We start from the raw sequence: 19,401 nt of genomic DNA, 5'->3' as shown, positions 1-19,401 counted from the left end.
GCATGGAACGCCCGATCGTCGGGATCACGATGGGGGACGCGGCGGGCGTCGGGCCGGAGGTCGTCGTCCGGGCGCTGGCCGACCCGGAGGCGCACCGGATCAGCCGGCCCGTGGTGATCGGCGACGCCGCGCGCCTGCGCAGGGCCGCGGAGATCGTCGGTGAACGGGTCACGGTGAACGCCGTGGCCGGCCCGGAGGGCGCGGCCTTCCAGCACGGGACGATCGACGTCGTCGACCTCGACTGCATCCCGGACGACCTGCCGTTCGGGCGGTTGAGCGCGGTCGCGGGCGAGGGGGCGTACCGCTTCGTCGAGCGGGCGGTGGAGCTGGCGACGGCGCGCCGCATCGACGCGATCTGCACGGCGCCGCTCAACAAGGAGGCGCTGCACGCGGCCGGGCACCGCTTCCCCGGGCACACCGAGCTGCTGGCCGAGCTGACCGGCACCGAGGAGGTGTCGATGATGCTCAGCGCGCCCGAGCTGAAGGTGATCCACGTGACCACCCATATCGGGCTGGTGGACGCGGTCCGCCGCATCGACTCCGGCCTGGTGGAGCGGACGGTGCGGCGCGGGCACGCCACGCTGGTCGGGTCCGGCGTCGCCGAGCCGCGCATCGCGGTGTGCGGGATCAACCCGCACGCGGGGGAGAACGGGCTGTTCGGCCAGGGCGAGGAGGAGGAGAAGGTCGTCCCGGCGATCGAGCGGCTGCGCGCCGACGGCATCGACGCGCGCGGCCCGCTGCCCGCCGACACGGTGTTCTTCCGCGCGGTGCGGGGCGACTTCGACCTGGTGGTGGCGATGTACCACGACCAGGGCCACGGGCCGGTGAAGGTGCTGGGCCTGGAGGCCGGGGTGAACATCACCGTGGGCCTGCCGGTGATCCGTACCAGCGTCGACCACGGGACGGCGTTCGACATCGCGGGCACCGGCACCGCCGGCCACGAGAGCATGCTCGAGGCGCTCCGCCAGGCCGTCGATCTCGCTCCCACCCGAGAGGGACAAGAGGGACAATAACCCCCGTGAAAGCCGAGGAACGCCGCGCCAGGATCGCCCGCATCCTGCGGGAGCAGCCGGTGCGGGTGGAGGAACTGGCCGGACGGTTCGAGGTGTCCCCGTCCACCATCCGGCGCGACCTGGCGACGCTCAGCGACGAGGGCGCGGTCGTGCGCACGTACGGCGGCGCGCTGTCGGCGGCCCCGGGCGAGCAGTCCCTGCACGAGCGGGAGCGGCTCGCCCCGGCGCAGAAGGCGGCGATCGCCAAGGCCGCCGAGAGCCGGGTGCGGCCGGGCGCGGTGCTGCTCCTGGACGCGGGGACGACGGTCGGCGCGCTGGCCGAGCGGCTGGCGTCCTGGTCGGGGATCACGGTGGTCACCAACGGGCTGACCACGCTGGACGCGCTGGCCGACAGCGAGGGCGTGGAGCTGGTCTCGCTCGGCGGCGCGGTGCGGCACGTCAGCCTCGGCATGATCGGCCCGATCGCTGAGGGCGCGCTGCGCGGGATCACGGCGGACGCGGTGTTCCTGGGCGCGGACGGGGTGGTGGCCGGCCGCGGGGTGTGCGAGGGGACGGCGGAGCAGGCGTCCTTGAAACGGCTCATGGTCGAGCAGGCCCGCGAGGTGTTCGTCCTGGCGGACGCGAGCAAGCTGGGCCGGGCCGACAGCCACTGGTGGACGCCGCTGGACCGGCCCTGGACGCTGATCACCGACTCCGGGGCCGCCGAGGACGACCTCGCGCCGTTCCGGGAGCGCGACGAGGTCACCGTGGTGGTCGCGGGACCCTGACGGGGAGCGACGGGCCTGGCCGGGCTTGCCCGGCGGCGGTGCGGGCGGCTAGCGTACCAAGCGATCGCTAGTTTGGTTGGCACCCCGGAGGCCGTGTGGATCTCACCTTCACGCCGCGGCAGCGCGCGTTCCGTGCCGAGGTGCGGGAGTGGCTCGCCGCCCATGTCCCCGCAGACCCCCTGCCCTCGATGGACACCGCGGAGGGCTTCGAGCGGCACCGCGCGTGGGAGCGCACGCTGGCCGAGGCGCGCCTGTCGGCGGTGTCGTGGCCCGAGGAGTACGGGGGACGCGGCGCCGGCCTCGTCGAATGGCTGATCTTCGAGGAGGAGTACTGGGCCGCGGGCGCTCCCGGCCGGGTGAGCCAGAACGGGATCTTCCTGCTCGCCCCGACCCTCATGGCCTACGGGACGGACGAGCAGAAACGGCGCCACCTGCCCCGTATGGCTCGCGCCGACGACATCTGGGCGCAGGCGTGGTCGGAACCCGAGGCCGGAAGCGACCTGGCCGCCCTGCGCGCCACGGCGACGCGCGACCCGGGCGGGGACGGCTGGCGCCTCAACGGCCAGAAGACCTGGAGCTCGCGGGCGGCGTTCGCCGACTGGTGCTTCGGCCTGTTCCGCACCGACCCCGGCTCCGAGCGGCACCGCGGGCTGACCTACTTCATGCTGCCGCTGGACAGCGCGGGCGTCACCGTCCGGCCGATCGCCCAGCTCGACGGCGAGCACGGCTTCGCCGAGATCTTCTTCGACAACGTGCACGTCCCCGACGACGGGGTGCTCGGCGGCGTCGGCGAGGGGTGGCGGGTCGCGATGGCCACCACCAGCTCCGAGCGCGGCCTGACGCTGCGCAGCCCCGGCCGGTTCATGGCCACCGCCGACCGCCTGCTGGAACTGGCGTCCCGCAGCGACGACCCGGCGCTGAAGGACGCGGCGGCACAGGCATGGTGCGACAGCGACGCCTACCGCCTGCACACCTTCCACGCCGCCGCGCGCCTCGCCGAGGGCGGCGAGCTGGGCGCCGACTCCAGCCTGATGAAGGTCTTCTGGTCGGAGCTGGACCTGCGGATGCACGAGCTGGCCCTCGACCTGCTCGGCCCGCGCGCCCCGCTCGCGGGCCCCTGGCTGGACGGCTTCCTGTTCGCGCTCGCCGGACCCATCTACGCGGGGACGAACGAGATCCAGCGCAACATCATCGCCGAGCGCGTCCTGGGGCTGCCGCGATGAGGTTCTCGTTCACCGCCGACCAGCGGCTGCTGGCCGAGACCGTGCGTGAGGTGCTCGGCAAGACCTGCCCGCCCGAGGCCGTCCGCGCCTCGGCCACCGGGGATCGTCCAGGCCCGGCGTGGCGCGCGCTCGCCGAGGTGGGCCTGCTCGGCGCGCACATCGCCGAGGAGCACGGCGGGCTGGGCCTGTCCCCGGTCGACACCGTTCTCGCCTACGAGGAGACCGGCTGGTTCGCGGCGCCGGGCCCGCTGGTCGAGACGGCCGTGGCGGCGCCGGTCCTCCTGCGGGACGACGGGACCGCCCGGCTGGAGGAGATCGCCGGCGGCACGCTCGTGGTGTCGGCCCGTCCGGCGGACGCGCCCGCCTTCCCCGACGCCGACCTCGCCGGGCTCCTCCTGGTCGCCGGGCCGGAGGAGGAGGCGTCGATCATCGAAAGACCGGTGCTGGCCAGGCACGGCTCCGTGGATGAGACCCGTCCGCTCTTCACCGCCGCCGTACCCGGGCCCACCCGGTCGGCCCGCGGGCGCGCGGCGTTCGACCACGCGGCGCTGGCGACGGCCGCGCAACTGCTCGGCCTCGGCCGCAGGCTGCGCGAGGACGCCGTCGGGTACGCGCGGCAGCGGCGGCAGTTCGGGAAGGTCATCGGCTCCTTCCAGGCGGTCAAGCACCTGCTCGCCGACGTGGCGGTGGGACTGGAGTTCGCCGCCCCGCTCGTCTACCGGGCGGCGTACTCGCTGAGCCATGACGCGCCCACGGCGTCCCGGGACGTGTCCATGGCCAAGAACGCGGCGAGCCAGGCCGCACACCGCGCCGCGCGCACGGCCCTTCAGGTGCACGGCGCGATCGGCTACACCGACGAACTCGACCTGCACCTGTGGCTCAACCGGGTGTGGGCGTTGCGTGCCGCGTGGGGCGATGAAGGGTTTCACAGGGCTCGGCTGCGCGCCGCCCTGTTCAACGAGGCCCGGCCTGCGCGCATGCCATAGGGCCATAGGGGAGGAACATATATGGGCATCACCCTCGCCAGCGATGTCGGCGGCACCTTCACCGATGTCGTTCTCACGGCGACCGATGGGCGCGTGCAAGTAGCGAAGACCCTCACTACCCCGGACGATCCGACGACCGGGCTGCTGCGCGGTGTGGAGCAGGTGCTCGCGGCCACCGGCGTGCAACCGCAGCAGGTAGAGCGGTTCGTCCACGCCACCACGCTCGCGACCAACGTCATCCTTGAGCGGACCGGCGTCCCGGTGGCGTTCATCACCACGGAAGGCTTCCGTTCCATGCTCGCCCTGGGGCGGCAGGCGCGGGTGGAGGAGGAGCGGTACGACCTGGCGTACGAGCGTCCCGAGCCTCCCGTTCCCCTGTCGCACACCTTCGCCGTGCCGGAACGCATCGCGGCCAACGGCGAGGTGCTGCGACCCCTGGACGAGGAGGCCGCCGCCCGCATCGCCTCCGACATCGCCGCGCTGGGAGTGGAGGCCGTGGCCATCTGCCTGCTCCACTCCTACGTCAACCCCGTCCACGAGCAACGCCTGGCGGAAATCGTCCAAGCCGCGCTGCCGGAGGGCACCACCGTGGTGACCTCCTCCTCGGTCTGGCCGGAGCTGGGGGAGTACGAGCGCGCCACCACGACCCTCATGTCGGCCTATGTGGGGCCGGTCATGGCCTCGTACCTCCGGCGGCTGGGGCGGCGCCTGCAAGACCTGGGCATCACGGCCCCCGTACACGTGATGGAGTCGGCCGGAGGCGTGCTGCCCGCCACGCTCGCGGCGTCCCGTGCCGTCTACACGATCGAATCCGGACCCGCCGCAGGGGTCATCGCCGCCGCCCGTGAGGGCGCGCGGCGCGGCCTGGCCGACCTCATCTCCTTCGACATGGGCGGCACGACCGCCAAGGCGGGGCTGGTACGCGGCGGCCGTCCAGGCATCACCCACGAGTTCCAGGTCGGGGGCAAGGGCAGCTATGGCGGACGCCGCCCCGGCACCGGCGTCCCCATCAAGGTGCCCGCGATCGACCTGGCCGAGGTCGGCTCCGGCGGCGGGTCAATCGCGTGGGTCGAGACGGGCACGCTGAGGGTCGGGCCGCGTTCGGCGGGCGCCGACCCCGGTCCTGCCTGCTACGGGCGCGGCGGCGAGTACCCGACCGTGACCGACGCCAACCTGGTCCTCGGCTACCTCGCCCCGGACGGCTTCGGCGAGTTCACGCTGTCGGAGGAGAAGGCGCGCGCCGCCATCGAAGAGCATGTCGCCCGTCCACTGAACGTGGACGTGATCGAGGCGGCGGCCGCCATCCACGACATCGCCAACGCGCAGATGGGCGCGGCCGTGCACGTGGTGACGGTACGGCGCGGCATCGACCCGCGTGGCTTCACCCTCGTCGCCCTTGGAGGTGCCGCGCCCACCCATGTGGCACGCCTGGCCGAGCGGTTCGGCATCTCACGCGTCCTCGTCCCGCCCAAGGCCGGGGTCGGATCGGCCGTGGGGCTGTTGCACGCCGACCTCGCCATCGAACGCGCCAAGACCTTCCTCGCACCCGTGAACCATCTCCTGTCCTGCTCGGAGAGCCGTGACGCACTGGGCGAACTGGCGGAGGTCTTCGAGGAACTGGAACGCGCAGCGCTCGCCGACCTGGAGACGGACAAGGCCGAATGCATCCGGGCCGTGGGCATCCGCTTCATAGGCCAAGCCCACGCCTTCACCATCGAGCTGCCGACAGGCCCCATCACCCCGGGGACACTGCGGCACGCCGCAGACGAGTTCTACAAGCGCTACCACGAGTCGTACGGCATCGAGCTGCGCGACCCGGCCGAACTCACCACCGCCCGCGTCCGCGCCGTCCTCCCGGCAGGCTCACAGGGCCCGCCTCCGTCCGCGCCGCCACCCGGCGCATCCGGCACAACCGGGACGCGCCGCGTGTGGCTGGACGGCGCGATGCACGAGATCCCCACCCTCGCGCGGGACGCGTGCGCGCCGGGCGACACACCGTCCGGCCCCTGCGTCATCACCGAACCGCAATGCTCCCTGCTGATCCCGCCCGGCTGGCACGGCGCCGTCGACGACCACGGCGCCATCGTCCTTGAGAGGAGCACGGCGTGAGCACCAGCGAAGCCAAGGCGCGCCAGGAGGCGCCGCGCGACGCCGACCTGACCGCCGAGATCCTGCGCAACGCGCTGTGCGTCGCGGCGGAGGAGGCCAGCATCGTGGTGGTCCGCTCCGCGTACTCGACGTTCATCGTCGAGGGGGCGGACGCCGCCGCCGCGATCCTGGACGCGGACGGGCGGCTCATCGCCCACTCCCTGTCCACCGCCCTCATCCAGTGCGCGAGCCTGCGCAGCGCCCTCCCGTACGTGATCAAGGCGCATCCGCTCGGCACCATGGCGCCCGGCGACGTGTTCGTCCTCAACGACGTCTACCAGGGCGGGATCCACGCCAACGACCTGCTGGTCTTCCGTCCCGTCTTCATGGACGGGGAGCCCCGTTACTTCACCGGGACGCTCATCCACGTGGCCGACCTGTCGGGGCTGTCGGCGGGCGGGATGGCCTCCGACGCCACCGACGTGTACCTGGAGGGCCTGCAACTGCCGCCCGTCCGGATCGCCACCGCCGACGGCCTCGTGGACGACCTGGTCCGCGTCCTGGCCGCCAACAGCCGTACCCCCGAGAAGCTCGTGGGCGACCTGCGCGCGCTGATCGCCGGGGTCAACGTCGCCGCCCGGCGCCTGGAGGAGATCGCCGAGTCCCACACCCCGGACGGGCTCGCGCGGGGCATCGACGCCTACCTCGCGCACACCGAGCACCGCATGCGGACCGGCCTCGCCGCGCTCCCGCAGGGCACGCACCGCGGCGAGTACCGGCTGGACAGCGGCCACACGATCCGGGTGGCGGTGACCGTCGACGGCTCCGGCGGCGTCGTGGTCGACTTCGACGGGACCGACGAGCAGGTGCCGCACCCGATCAACTCCGGGTTCTCCCAGACGCACGGCGGCGTGATGTACGCGGTGCGCTGCTTCGTCGACCCGTCCCTGCCGATGAACGAGGGCTGCTTCGCGCCGGTCGACGTCCGGATGCCCGCGGGCTCGCTGGTCAACTGCACCCCTCCGTTCCCCGGCGGCGGCCGGTTCGGGACGGTCGCAGCGGCGGAGGAGGCCATCTTCGCCGCACTGACCAGCGCGTCCCCCGGCAGCGGCGGGGTCGCGGCGTCCGGCATTCTGCAGGCGTTCAGCATCAGCGGGGCGCGCCGGCCGTGGCTGCACATGTCGTTCGACCTGGGCGGCATGGGCGCCCGCGACGGGTACGACGGCCCCGACGCGACGGGCGCCCTGTTCGGCGGCGGCCGCAACATCATCCCGCAGGCCGAGCCCATCGAGGCGCGGCTGCCCGTCAGGATCGAGGAGGTCTCCCTCATCCCCGGCTCCGGCGGCGCCGGACGCCACCGCGGCGGGCTCGGCACCCGCACCGTGATCCGCATGCTGGACGACGCCCGCGTCGACACCCGGGGCGACCGGCTGCTGCGACCGCCACCGGGCGCGGCGGGCGGCGAGCCGGGACGCGCCGGCGGCTACTACCGCGAACGTCCGGACGGGACGCGCGAACCACTCGGCGCCAAGGCCACCCGCCAGCCCCTCGCCGCGGGCGAAGCCCTGGTCGTCGAGACGTCCGGCGGTGGCGGGTACGGCGACCCGGCCGAACGCGACCCCGAGGCGATCCGGCGCGACCTGGCCGACGGCCGTGTCACCAAGGAGGGCGCGTGAAGTTCGGTGTCCCGCTGGGGCTCGTCCACCCGGGGATCTGGCGGGACCTCGCCGTGGAGGCGGACCGGCTCGGGTTCGAGTCGGTGTGGCTGCCCGAGCACCTGGTCTTCGCGACCGACCTGTCCACCGCCGTGTACCCGGGAACCGACCGTCCCGGCATCAAGCCCGCGACGCCGCTGTTCGACGCGCCCGCCTACCTGTGCGCCATCGCCGCCGTCACGGAGCGCGTACGGCTCGGCACCGCCGTCTACCTCTACGCGCTGCGGCACCCGTTCGTGGCCGCGCGCGCGTTCGCGACCCTCGACCACGTCTCCGGCGGCCGGGCGATCGCCGGGATCGGCGCCGGCTGGTACGAGGGGGAGTGGCGGGCCGCCGGGATCGACTTCGCGACGCGCGGGCCCCGGCTGGACGAGGCGATCAAGGTCTCCCGGCGCCTGTGGACGGAGGACGCCGTCGAGCATCACGGCGAGTTCTTCGACTTCCCCGAGGTCGCGTTCGAGCCCAAACCCGTCCAGGCACGCCTCCCGATCATCGCGGGCGGCGAGTCCAAGGCGGCGCTGCGCCGCGCCGCGACCCTGTGCGACGGCTGGATCAGCATGCCGCAGAACCTGGAGACCATCGGGCCTCAACTGGACCGCCTGCGCGCGTACCGGAAGGACGCGGGACTGGCGGACGAGCCGTTCGAGATCACCGTCCACGCCTACGAGCTGTCCGGCCCGGACGAGGTCGCCGAATGGGAGGCGCTGGGCGTGGACCGGCTGATCGTGCGGCCGTGGCGGCGCACCGGCGAGGCCCTCCAGAAGCTCGGCGACTTCGCCGCCGCCTACCGGTTGCCGCGGTACTCGTAGATCCTCACCGCGGGAGGGCCGTCGTGCCAGGTGGCGATCACCGAGGAGGAGCGGTCGTCGTCGATGAAGTCCACCCGCAGCCAGCCCTGGTTGCCCCACACCCGCGTCTCGTACCCGGGGTTCGGCGTCGCCGACACCAGCCGCACGCCGCGCCGCCTGCCCTTCTCGCAGATCGCCAGCACCGCCCGGCCACCGCGGGTGGAGAAACCCCGGATCTCGCCCCGCCGTTCCTGGTCCCCATCGTGGGCGGCCTTGCGGTCGCGGGACGGCGACGGCGAGGGCGACAGGGTCTCCGAGGCCGACTGGTCGTCTCCGTGGCCGTCCCGGGCCGCGGGGGTGCCGACGCTGCCCGGCGGCGTGGACGGGCTGGCGTAGATCACCGGGCCTGACCAGGGCTCCGGCGCCGCACGGTCGAAGATCGCGCCGCGCACGACGTCCCGTACGCCCAGCCAGGAGAGCGCGACGGCCACCGCCGTCACGATCAACCACGGGGCAACGTACGACATTGCGCCACGCATGGCCCACATCGTGGCATACGGTGCGGGCATGTCGAGTGTGCTCGTGGTGGAGGACGACCCGAACGTCCGGACGGCCCTCATCCGTGAACTCAGCGCACGGTCGCACGTGGTGCGCAGCGTCGGGACCGCCATGGACGCCCTGAGAGAGGTCACCCAGTCGCCCCCCGACGTGGTGATCCTCGATCTCGGACTGCCCGACCTGGACGGCGCCGAGGTGCTGAAGATGCTGCGCGGCATCTCCGACGTCCCCGTGATCATCGCGACCGCGCGGGACGACGAACCCGAGATCGTCCGGCTGCTCAACGCCGGTGCCGACGACTACCTGATCAAGCCGTTCTCCGCCGAGCACCTCAGCGCCCGGCTGGCCGCCGTGCTGCGCCGCTCGTCCCGGTCCGGGCCCACCGCGGAGATCCGCGTCGGCGGCCTGCACATCGACCTGGACCGGCGTGAGGCTTCCTTAGACGGCGCCCCGCTGGAACTCACCAGGCGCGAGTTCGACCTGCTCGCCTACCTCGCCGCCCGTCCCGGACGGGTCGTGGCGCGCCGCGAGCTGCTCGCCGAGGTGTGGCGGCAGGCGTACGGCGACGACCAGACCATCGACGTGCACCTGTCCTGGCTGCGCCGCAAGCTCGGCGAGACCGCCGCCTCCCCCCGCTACCTGCACACCGTCCGCGGAGTCGGGGTCCGCCTCGCCGACCCGGACAAGTCATGAGGCGCACGCTCGTCCTGGTCTCGCTGGCCGTCACCTCGATGGTGGCGCTGGCGTTCCTGATCCCGCTGGCGCTGACCGTGCGGGAGATCGCCCGCGACCGGGCGCTCACCACCGCCGAACGGCAGGCCAGCGCGCTTGGCCCCGTCCTGGTCGTCACCGAGGACCCGGACGCCCTGGAACGGGCCGTCCTCAGCACCACGGCGGGCGCGGCGCGCCGGATGGCCGTCCACATGCCCGACAACACCGTCGTCCCCCAGGGGCCGCGCAGCGGGTCGAGGGCCCGGCTCGAACAGATCACCGAGGCGGCCCGCCGCGGCCGCTCCTACACCACCAGGGTCGAGGGCGGCCACGTCCTGCTCCAGCCCGTCTCCCTCGACGCCGGCCGCACCGCCGTCGTCGAGGTCTTCATCCCCGACGAGGACCTGACCCGCGGCGTCACCAGCGCCTGGCTGGTCATGACCGCCGTCGCCGCCGCCCTGGTGGCCGGCTCCGTCGCGGTCGCCGACCGGCTCGGCGCCCGCATGATCCGCTCCACCCGCAGGCTCGCCGAGGCCGCCGCCGCGTTCGGCGAGGGCGACCTGCGCGTCCGCATCGACCCCGACGGCCCGCCCGAGCTGATGGAGGCGGGCCTGGCCTTCAACGCCATGGCCGACCACGTCGTCCAGCTCCTGGCCGCCGAACGGGAGATGGCCGCCGACCTCTCGCACCGTCTCCGCACCCCCCTGGCCGCGCTCAGGCTCAACGCCGAGGCGCTGGGCAACGGCCCCGTCGCCGACCAGACCCGCGAGGCGGTCAGCCGCATCGAGCAGGAGGTCGACCAGATCATCCGCACCGTCCGCAAACCCACCGCACGCGGGAGCTGCGACGCCTCCAAGGTCCTGCGGGAACGCGTCGCCTTCTGGTCGGTGCTGGCCGAGGACGAGGGCCGCTCCTGCGAACTCATCGGCGCGGACGAGCCCGCCCCCCTGCCCATCCCCGCCACCGAGCTGGCCGCCGCGCTGGACGCCCTCCTCGGCAACGTCTTCCGCCACACCGCCGAGGGCACCGACTTCGCCGTCACCCTCCACGTCGGCAAGGGCCTCACCGGCATCCTCGTGGCGGACGCGGGCCCCGGCATCTCCGACCCCGAGGCCGCCTTGAAACGCGGCAGCAGCGGCGGCGGCTCCACCGGCCTGGGCCTCGACATCGCCCGCCGCGCCGCCGAGGCCACCGGCGGCCACCTCCGCATCCACCGCTCCGTCCTGGGCGGCGCCCAGATCCAGATGTGGTTCCGCACCAAGTGGCTCCCACCCCAACGCCGCTCCCGCCGCCTGGTCCGCCGCCGCCACTCCCGCCTGTGACCCGCCCCCGGCCCACAGCGTTTCGGGCTCCCACACCGTCCAAAGGCGATCGTCAGGCCGACGTCCGCCAACGGAAAGCCTGAAGGACCTCAAGCCCCTCGGCCTCGAAGAGGCTGCTTCTGCGCGATGTGCAACGGGCTGGCACGGCGAGCGACACCGGGTGTGGCACTTACCAGCCCTGCCGCTTGACCCGGGCCCGACCGCCTTCGCGGATTAGCGCGTCGTGCAGTTCCGCGGCGGTGGAGCCGATGACGGTCGGATCCACGCCGACCGCGGGATCGTGCAGCGTAGCCACCCAGTCGCCCAGTCGTCCGTCCGATCGGACCGACCGCCAGATCCGGTGCCCGTTGAACGCCTCGCGAAGTTCTGCGAGTTTCTGATCGTCCGTGTTCGCGCTATTCATAGCCGGAAACACTCCTCGTCGTCCGGTCTTGCTTGCGAGATGACCTGACCAGCCTGACGAATCGGGTTACCCTCGGCTACGGATCGATCTCAAGCCGTCAACAGGTGATCGGAGCCCTCTTTCAAGGAACCCTCACCACGAATCTCGGATCCCCCCATGGCCAGGCGCGGACGACAGCTCTACCCGTACTCGCTCCTCACCCACTTCGGCGCCGAGCTGCGCCGCCTACGGGAGGCGCAGGGCCTCCCCATGCACCAACTGGGCGAGGCCATCGGCTACACGCACGCGTGGATCGGTGCGGTCGAGCTCGGCGACGAGAAGCCCTCTCACGAGTTCGCCGACGACCTGGACACCTACTTCAAGACCGACGGCATGTTCGTCCGCCTCCTGGACTCCCACGAACGCGAACTCAAGCGCCCGAGAGTTCCCAGAAATTTTCCGAAGTTTGCGGAACTGGAGCGTAAGGCGTCTGTGATGCATACATTCGAGGCGTTGTTGATCACAGGACTTCTGCAAACGGAAGATTACGCGCGTGCGGTGTTGCTGACAGTCCAGCGACCCGAGGATGTTGACCAGCTCCTGGCCGATCGCCTACAGCGCCAATCGATTCTGACCAGCGAGAAGCCGCCGCGTATGTGGGTAACACTGGACGAACGAGCACTCCGCTGCGGGCTTGGGACTGCGGATGTGATGCGAAGCCAGCTCGAACATCTCGTCGAGGTGAGCCGCCACCCGAACATCATGCTCCAAGTGGTGCCCGAAGGCATTGGCGGCTATGCCGGGTCAGGAGGAAGCTTCACCATTCTTGGCTTCCCTGATGGCTCTGAGGTCGCATACATCGAGGCGGCAGGAGTCGGGCAGGTGCTCGAGGGCGACACCGAAATCGCCGGCTGTCACATAAGGTACGACTTGATACGCGGGCACGCGTTGCCCGTTGAGCTGTCACTTCAGCTGATCAAGTCGATCTTGGAGAGCCTATGAACGCGGCAGACTTCTCCACCATCCAGTGGCGGAAAAGCAGCTACACGGACGGTAGCGGCGGACAGTGCGTTGAGGTTGGGACGTGGCTCAAGAGCAGCCACAGCGGCGGTAGTGGTGGACAGTGTGTTGAGGTGGCCGGGGTGTGGCCCGCGGTGGCGGTGCGAGACTCCAAGGATCCGGACGGGCCCAAGCTGGTCTTCGGGGCCGCCGCCTGGAGTGTCTTCTCACGGCGGGTGAAGAACGGCGAGCTCGACTCGCGTTGAGGTGACCGGCCCGCACGCGAGTGGTCGCGTGCGGACGTGTTCTTGCAGGTGAGCGGGTCGTCGGCCGGGCTATGTCTGACTTGTCCGGACGATCACTGGATGAGGGGTCCTCAGCGGTTCCCTAAGGCGGGCCCACGAGCCAATCTTGTATTGATGCAGGTGGGAAGTCATTTCCAGTTCTGCCCGAAGTCGAAAGGGGCCGATCGGGGAGCGCGCCTACGCGGACTTGCGGATCTCCGACAGCGAGGTCATCACCGTCTACCCGCACCGCTGGGCGGCCCCCAGGGCCGCGTGGGGACCGTGGGGTGTCCTCCTTGCTGGGTCTCGGGAGGGAAGCCAGGGAGCCGATCCGGGGAGTCAACGCATGTCGGTTCGGGTCGACGAGGGCTGGCTGCCCGGACGGCTCTTTTGGGTCTCTCCCTGTGTTTGTGCAGGTGGGCGGCTCTTGGGTTGGCTATGTCGGACTTGTCTGGACGATCACTGGATAAGGGGTCCTCAGCGGTTCCCTAAGGCAGGCTTAAAGGGGTTCCGGTGGGGTGGGTGGGGTCCTAGCGTTCTCGGTGTCAACTACAAGACATCGGCGGAGGTGCATAGGCGGAGAGCAGAGCGAACGTCGGCTGTGGTTCCGACTGAGGTTCCTGATTGAGACTGGTTCTGGCTCGTACGGCCCGTAATACCCCGCTCGGGGGCCGTGCGGGCCAGAGTCTTTTCGGGGGGTGTCTCTGTATCGTTCTGCGTGTGGGAGGTGGCATGCGGGGCTTGCGGGAGCAGGTGGCGTTGCTGCGGGGCGGGGAGGTCTCCTCGGAGGAGCTTGTCGGGGAGGCGTTGCGGCGGATCGAGGAAGGGCGTGAGCTGGGGGCCTTCCGGGTGGTGCGGGAGGGGGCGCTGGGGGAGGCGCGGCTCGCGGACAAGCGGTTGCGGGATGGGGAACGGCTGCCTCTGTTGGGGGTGCCGGTTGCGATAAAGGACGACACGGATCTCGCGGGGGAGACCACGCCGTTCGCTGTGGGGGGACGGCATCCGGTTGCGGTGAAGGACGCGGAGGTCGTGCGGAAGCTGAGAGCGGCGGGGGCCGTGGTGGTGGGGAAGACCACTACGTGCGAGATCGGGCTCTGGCCGTTCAGTGAGTCCTCTACGGGGTGTGCTCGTAATCCTTGGGATGTGAGGTACAGCCCCGGGGGGTCGTCTGGGGGGAGTGCCGCGGCCGTGGCGGCGGGGATGGTCGCAGGGGCCGTGGGCTCGGATGGGGCCGGGTCCATACGGATACCGGCGGCCTGGACGGGGCTGGTGGGGATCAAGCCGCAGCGGGGGAGGGTTTCGGGGTATCCACACACGGATCCGTTCTACGGGCTGACGGTGTGGGGGCCGCTGGCGCGGAGTGTGGGGGATGCGGCGTTGCTGTTGGACGTGCTCAGCGGGAGTCATCCCGAGGACGTCTATCGGCTGGACGCCCCGGTTTCGTCGTTCGAGGAGGCGGCGCGGGTCGAGCCTCGGCGGTTGAGGGTGGCGGTCTCGTTCAAGACGGCGTTCGGGTCCGGGGGGAGGTTGGACTCGCAGATCCGGGCCGCTGTGGAACGGGTGGCGCGGCGGTTGACCGCGTTGGGGCACAAGGTGTTCCCGGCCGACCCTGACTATGGGCTCGTGGGGCTGGGGCTGGTGCCGCGTGGGACGGCGGGTGTCGCCGACTGGGTGGACGGCATGGTGGAGGGTGTTTTCGAGCCCCGGACGCTGGTCGAGGCTCGTATCGGGAGGGTGCTGGGGCGCCGGCTGCTTCCCTTGGCGAAGAGGTTGGAGCCGGGGTTGCAGAGGAGGGTCGGCAGGATTTTCCGGTACGCGGATGTGGTGCTGACGCCTACTACGGCCTGGCTGCCGTTCAAGGTGGGCGCGTTCGATGGGGCGGGGTGGCGGAAGACGCAGGGTGCCTCCGCCGCGGCCTGCCCCTATGCGTGGCCCTGGAATGTGCTCGGGTGGCCTGGGGTGAACGTACCCGCGGGGTTGAGCGAAGAAGGGCTGCCCATAGGGGCGCAGCTTTTGGGGCACGACTCCGACGAGGCCACGCTCATCTCCCTGGCGGCCCAGCTTGAGGCCGTTGAGAAGTGGACGGAGCGCAGGCCGGGTTAGAAGCCGCTGATGAGGAGGCCGCCGTCCACCGTGACCTCGCTTCCGGTGCAGTACGAGGAGTCGTCGGAGGCCAGGAACGCGACCAGGCCGGTGACCTCGCCGGCGCTGCCGAGGCGGCGCAGGGGGAGGCCGTCCATGATGGCTTGGGCACGGTCTGCGGTGGCCTCGACGACGTCCTGTTGCATCGACATGGCGGTGACGATGGCGCCGGGGTGGATCGAGTTGACGCGGATCCCGTCCGGGCCGAGTTCGCGGGCCGCCGACTTGGTGAGGCCGCGTACGCCGAACTTGCTGGCGCTGTAGGCGGACAGGCCGGCGGCGCCGTTGAAGCCCTCGGTGGACGAGACGTTGACGATGGAGCCGCCGCCGGAGTCGCGCATCGCCTGGGTGACCGCCTTGATGCCGAGCCACTGGCCGATCAGGTTGACCTCGATGATGCGGCGGCACTCCTCCAGGGTCATCTCCTCGATGGTCTTGTGCCGCATGATCCCGGCGTTGTTGACCAGGACGTGCAAGGCCCCGTGGGCGTCCAGCGTCGTACGGACGGCGCTTTCCCAGTCGGCCTCCGACGTGACGTCCAGATGGACGTAGCGCGCGTTGGCGGTGTCGGCGGCGAGCTTGGCGCCCTCCTCGTCCAAGACGTCGCCGAAGACGACCTGAGCGCCTTCCTCCACGAACCGCCGCACATGGGCCTTGCCCATGCCGCGCGCGCCCCCGGTGATGAGCGCCACCTTGCCGTCAAGCCGTCCCACGCGAACTCCTCTTACCCGCGTTCACCGCGACCGCGGCGGCTTCCATGGTCCGGTAGAGGGGGATTCCCGCTGACCGTGCCACGTCCCGTACGGCATCCTCTACGCCCGGTGGTGCGCACTCGGAGTTACGGAGGACCAGGGTCACCCGGGTGTTGCGCAGCTCCTGCTGTAGGGCGCCGATGGTGTGGATATAGGCGAGCAGGGGGTCGGCGGTGTCGCCGAAGGTGAAGAAGCTCTGCGCGTTGATGTGGATGATGACATCCGGGTACGGGTGTTGAGCCAGAATCACCTGCGCCGCGCGCCTTACCAGCTCCGGCCTGCCCATAGGTCCCACGGGTATTTCCAGGGGGTTGGCCAGGGAGCTGCCGGCGCCGAGGCCGAGTTCCCGTAGGGCGTCGCGGATGGAGTCCGGGAGCGGGGTCAGGTCCAGGCCCGCCGCGTCGAAGACGTCGGCGGCCAGCACGCCCGCGCCGCCGCTCGGGCCGATGACGAGCAGGCCGGGCCCGGCAGGGACGGGACGACCGGCGTGCAAGTCGAGGAAGTCCAGGGCGCCGATGAGGTCGTCCTGGCTGGTGACCAGGGTGATCCCGGTCTGCGCGGCCAGCGCGGGCCACACCCGGGCGTCGCTGATCATGCCGCCGGTGTGCGACGCGGCGGCCTTCCTGCCCTGCCCGCTGCGTCCTCCGACGAGGACGGCGACGGGCTTGCGCACCGAGCGCAGGGTGTCGAAGAGCCCGCGGCCGTCCCGAGGGTCTTCGAGGTAGAGGCCGATGACGGAGGTCTCGGCGTCGTCCGCCAGGTAGCGCAGCAGCTCGGCGGGCGTGACGTCGGCGCTGTTGCCGACCGTGGCGACCTTGGAGAAGGCGAGTCCGCGTCGCTCGCCCACCTTGATGACCTCCCCGGCCAGCCCGCCGCTCTGCGACACCAGGGCGATGCGGCCAGGGCGTCCCTGCTCGCCCCCAAGGAACGTCTGGCCACCGGCAGGGGAGTACACGCCCATGCAGTTGGGGCCGAGCAGCCGCACACCGGTTTCACGCGCCGCCGCGAGAAGTTCCTCTTCCAGCGCGGGTTCGCCCATCTCACGGAAGCCGCCGCTCATCACTTGGACGAACGGGATGCCCGCCGACTCCCGTACCACCGCAGGGCAGCGCGCGGCGGGGACCGCCACCAGCGCGTAGTCCACCTCCGAACCGGCAAGGGACGGAACGCAGAGCACGCCGTCGATTTCGGGCGCGGTCGGGTGCACGGCCACGACCCGTCCCTTGAAACCGGCGGCCTTGTAGAAGCCGAGGAACATGTTGCCGAAGTTGGGCTTCTTGGTGGACGCGCCCACGACCGCCACGCTTCGCGGCGCGAAGAGCCGGTCGAAGTCCGTGGACGGCGTGTCCCCATACGCGGACACGGTGGGCGAGGGCGCGGCCTCCAGCAGGCGCGCGTCCACTGCGATCGCCCCGGACGGGCCGCAGATGACGGGGTTCAGCTCGAACTCCTCAAGGCGGTCGCCCAGCGACTCTACGAACCCGCCCTCGCCTCCAACCGCGAGAAGAACCTTCACAAGGGCGTCCCGGTCGATGGCCGGGCCGCCCCGGAAGCCGTCCAGGATCGCGCGCCCGCGCAACTCGTCCAGCATCGCGCGCGCGTCCGCCTCGGTGATGGGGCACAGGCGCAGCGCCGTGTCGCGCAGGACCTCCGTCCAGATGCCGCCGAGCCCGGCGAGCAGCACCGGGCCGAACGCGGGATCCCGGACGGCCCCCACGATGACCTCGACACCGGGTGGCGCCTGCTCCTCCACCAGGAAGCCCTCTGGGACGTACCCCTGAGCCTGCAATGAGCCAAGCATCTCGGCCGCGGCCGCACGAGCCGCAGTCGCGGACTCCAGGCCGAGGCGTACGGCACCGGCGTCGCTCTTGTGCAACAGCCCGGGACCGTACGCCTTCACCACCAGAGGAGGGGTGAGGCCGCTCGCGGCGCCCTCGACCGCATCGGGGGACGCGGCGGTCGCACCACGCGGCACGACTATGCCGTGACCGGAGATCCGGCTCTTGACCTCGTGCTCGTGCAACGCCGCAGCGCCCGAAGCATTGGAAGCGCTCATACGCGGTCGGCGTAGAGGTCGCGGATGCCACGGCGCAGCAGCTTGCCCGGTCCGCCGGACGCGTCCTGGGTGTGCGGCAGCTCGTCGGCGACCACGACGGCGTCGGGCGCCTGGTGCCCCGGCAGGCGGTCGGCGAGCGCGGCCTTGACCGCGTCGGCGTCCAGGGACGTGCCCGCGCGCGGGACGACCGCGACGAGGATCTTCTGCTCGACCGCGTCCTGGCCCTCGGGGTGCGCGGGGACGCCGACGACACCGGCCTCGGCGACGCCGTCGACCTCCAGCGCCGCCTCCTCGATCTGCGCGGGCTGCGACCACTGGCCGCCCTTGAGGATGGAGTCCTCGCGGCGGCCGAGCACGTACAGGAAGCCGTCCTCGTCCATGCGTCCCAGGTCGCCGCCCACGTACCAGCCGTCCCGCAGTACGTCGGCGGTCTTGTCGGGCAGCTTGTCGTAGCCGAGCATCACGTTCGGCCCGGTCAGGTTGATCTCGCCGACCTCGCCGACCACCCGGTTCCCCGACGGGTCGGTGATGCGGACCGCGCAGGACATCCGGGCCCGCCCGACCGAGGCGAGGTCCTGGCTGCCGTCGTCCTGCCGTCCGATGCAGGTGTAGGGGGCCTCGGTCTGCCCGTAGTAGCTGTAGATGGCCGCGCCCGGGAGCCGCTTCATGATGCGCTCGCGCAGTGCGGGCAGCAGCGGCTCGCCGCCCAGCACGATCGCCTTGAGGGACGACAGGTCCGCGTCGGCGTGCTCGTCCGATCCGAGCAGCGCGGAGAAGAAGCTGGGGATCAGGCTGACGTGGGTGACCTTCTCCCTGGGCACGACCTTGAGGAAGTTGGACGGGCCCCAGTCCTGCTCCAGGACGAGCGTCATTCCCGCATAGAACGCGGGGCCGACCAGTGCGGGGAAGCCGATGCCCCAGATGATGGCTCCGGTGCCCATCACCGAGTCGTGGTCGCGGTCGATGTCCAGCCAGATCTGCGCGCTGGCCAGCGAGCTGTGGTGGCTGTGCATGACCGCCTTGGGCAGGCCGGTCGTTCCCGAGGTGTAGAACAGCGCGAGCAGGTCGTCGCCGAACCCGCCCAGGGGAGGCTCCGCCTCGCTCGCTCCCTCGGTGAGCGCGTCCAGGTCGACCGAGCCCTCTCCCGGCCCGCCCACGCGCAGCCACAGCTTCACCCCGGGAAGGTCCGGGCGGATCTCGTCGATGAGCTTCTCGACGGTCGCGTCGTACACGAACGCGGTGCACTCCGAGTGCTCCACGACCTGCCGCAGGGTGTCGGCGGGCCAGTACGGGTTGAGCGCGGCCACGATGGACCCGATCTTCATCTGCGCCAGGTACACCTCGGCGACGTGCAGGGTCTCGTTCATCAGCGAGGCCACCCTGGTGCCCGGCGTGACCCCTGCCGCCAGCAGCGCATGCGCGACCCGGTTGACCTTCCGGTTGAGCTCGTCGTAGGTGAAGCTCTGCTCGCCGCAGTAGGTCAGCGCCACCTTGTCCGGGGTGCGGAGCGCGTTCGCCGTGAGGATCGCGTACGCGTAGTTACTGAACGGGGACTCGGACGGGGGGTTCGCTCGCGCCATGGCTCGTTCGTCTCCTCGTTGCAACGGGTGGGGAT

General features: G+C 71.5%; 17 protein-coding genes. 12 read left to right on the top strand and 5 right to left on the bottom strand.

Annotated features, from left to right (window positions below; genetic code table 11):
• The first annotated feature begins 2 nt into the window (after positions 1-2).
• The 7 genes from pdxA (at position 3) to QSK21_RS09560 (ending at position 8,601) form a co-directional block, all read left to right on the top strand.
• Entirely contained in the window at positions 3-1,013 is a 1,011-nt protein-coding gene (gene pdxA / locus QSK21_RS09590; RefSeq protein ID WP_285695060.1) for a 4-hydroxythreonine-4-phosphate dehydrogenase PdxA, read from the top strand.
• 5 nt (positions 1,014-1,018) lie between these two features.
• On the top strand, positions 1,019-1,780 hold the full coding sequence (locus QSK21_RS09585; protein WP_285695059.1) for a DeoR/GlpR family DNA-binding transcription regulator: 762 nt from the start codon (positions 1,019-1,021) through the stop codon (positions 1,778-1,780).
• A 95-nt stretch (positions 1,781-1,875) separates the two neighbouring features.
• Positions 1,876-3,003, top strand: a complete 1,128-nt coding sequence (locus QSK21_RS09580) for an acyl-CoA dehydrogenase family protein (RefSeq protein ID WP_285695058.1) — start codon at positions 1,876-1,878, stop codon at positions 3,001-3,003.
• A complete protein-coding gene (locus tag QSK21_RS09575; RefSeq protein ID WP_285695057.1) occupies positions 3,000-3,989 on the top strand; it encodes an acyl-CoA dehydrogenase family protein in 990 nt (329 codons plus the stop codon). Before QSK21_RS09580 ends, QSK21_RS09575 begins: the two co-directional genes overlap by 4 nt.
• 21 nt (positions 3,990-4,010) lie before the next feature.
• Positions 4,011-6,098: a hydantoinase/oxoprolinase family protein gene (locus QSK21_RS09570; protein WP_285695056.1), complete on the top strand. Its 2,088-nt coding sequence runs from the start codon at positions 4,011-4,013 to the stop codon at positions 6,096-6,098.
• Entirely contained in the window at positions 6,095-7,753 is a 1,659-nt protein-coding gene (locus QSK21_RS09565; RefSeq protein ID WP_285695054.1) for a hydantoinase B/oxoprolinase family protein, read from the top strand. The genes QSK21_RS09570 and QSK21_RS09565 overlap by 4 nt, the downstream gene beginning before the upstream one ends.
• On the top strand, positions 7,750-8,601 hold the full coding sequence (locus QSK21_RS09560; RefSeq protein WP_285695053.1) for a TIGR03619 family F420-dependent LLM class oxidoreductase: 852 nt from the start codon (positions 7,750-7,752) through the stop codon (positions 8,599-8,601). Before QSK21_RS09565 ends, QSK21_RS09560 begins: the two co-directional genes overlap by 4 nt.
• Here the strand turns inward: QSK21_RS09560 and QSK21_RS09555 are convergent.
• Positions 8,577-9,071 carry a hypothetical protein gene (locus QSK21_RS09555; RefSeq protein WP_285695052.1) on the bottom strand — a complete coding sequence of 165 codons (495 nt, stop codon included), beginning with the start codon at positions 9,069-9,071 and terminating at the stop codon, positions 8,577-8,579. The genes QSK21_RS09560 and QSK21_RS09555 overlap by 25 nt on opposite strands.
• A gap of 76 nt (positions 9,072-9,147) precedes the next feature.
• Here QSK21_RS09555 and QSK21_RS09550 point away from each other — a divergent pair, with 76 nt between their 5' ends.
• Both QSK21_RS09550 and QSK21_RS09545 read left to right on the top strand, forming a co-directional pair.
• On the top strand, positions 9,148-9,831 hold the full coding sequence (locus QSK21_RS09550; RefSeq protein ID WP_285695051.1) for a response regulator transcription factor: 684 nt from the start codon (positions 9,148-9,150) through the stop codon (positions 9,829-9,831).
• Entirely contained in the window at positions 9,828-11,171 is a 1,344-nt protein-coding gene (locus tag QSK21_RS09545) for a sensor histidine kinase (protein ID WP_285695049.1), read from the top strand. Before QSK21_RS09550 ends, QSK21_RS09545 begins: the two co-directional genes overlap by 4 nt.
• A 169-nt stretch (positions 11,172-11,340) precedes the next feature.
• Here QSK21_RS09545 and QSK21_RS09540 read toward each other — a convergent pair whose 3' ends face one another.
• Entirely contained in the window at positions 11,341-11,574 is a 234-nt protein-coding gene (locus tag QSK21_RS09540) for a hypothetical protein (protein ID WP_285695048.1), read from the bottom strand.
• 156 nt (positions 11,575-11,730) lie between these two features.
• Here QSK21_RS09540 and QSK21_RS09535 point away from each other — a divergent pair, with 156 nt between their 5' ends.
• The 3 genes from QSK21_RS09535 (at position 11,731) to QSK21_RS09525 (ending at position 14,939) form a co-directional block, all read left to right on the top strand.
• Entirely contained in the window at positions 11,731-12,555 is an 825-nt protein-coding gene (locus QSK21_RS09535; RefSeq protein ID WP_285695046.1) for a helix-turn-helix domain-containing protein, read from the top strand.
• On the top strand, positions 12,552-12,818 hold the full coding sequence (locus QSK21_RS09530) for a DUF397 domain-containing protein (RefSeq protein ID WP_285695045.1): 267 nt from the start codon (positions 12,552-12,554) through the stop codon (positions 12,816-12,818). Before QSK21_RS09535 ends, QSK21_RS09530 begins: the two co-directional genes overlap by 4 nt.
• A gap of 750 nt (positions 12,819-13,568) precedes the next feature.
• Positions 13,569-14,939, top strand: coding sequence for an amidase (locus QSK21_RS09525; protein WP_285695044.1), 1,371 nt, complete (start codon positions 13,569-13,571; stop codon positions 14,937-14,939).
• On the opposite strand, the gene QSK21_RS09520 is transcribed toward QSK21_RS09525, so the two are convergent.
• Genes QSK21_RS09520 through QSK21_RS09510 form a run of 3 tightly spaced genes read right to left on the bottom strand, consistent with a single transcriptional unit; the run spans position 14,936 to position 19,366 of the window.
• Complete coding sequence (locus tag QSK21_RS09520) at positions 14,936-15,691, bottom strand: glucose 1-dehydrogenase (RefSeq protein ID WP_285695043.1); 756 nt, start codon at positions 15,689-15,691, stop codon at positions 14,936-14,938. The two genes, QSK21_RS09525 and QSK21_RS09520, sit on opposite strands and share 4 nt — an antisense overlap.
• A complete protein-coding gene (locus QSK21_RS09515; protein ID WP_285695042.1) occupies positions 15,678-17,786 on the bottom strand; it encodes an acetate--CoA ligase family protein in 2,109 nt (702 codons plus the stop codon). Before QSK21_RS09515 ends, QSK21_RS09520 begins: the two co-directional genes overlap by 14 nt.
• Positions 17,783-19,366: a class I adenylate-forming enzyme family protein gene (locus QSK21_RS09510; protein WP_285695041.1), complete on the bottom strand. Its 1,584-nt coding sequence runs from the start codon at positions 19,364-19,366 to the stop codon at positions 17,783-17,785. The genes QSK21_RS09515 and QSK21_RS09510 overlap by 4 nt, the downstream gene beginning before the upstream one ends.
• Positions 19,367-19,401 lie beyond the last annotated feature (35 nt).

Source organism: Actinomadura sp. NBRC 104412, assembly GCF_030269515.1.
Classification (GTDB): Bacteria; Actinomycetota; Actinomycetes; order Streptosporangiales; family Streptosporangiaceae; genus Spirillospora.
This window is presented reverse-complemented; position numbering and strand designations above follow the sequence as displayed.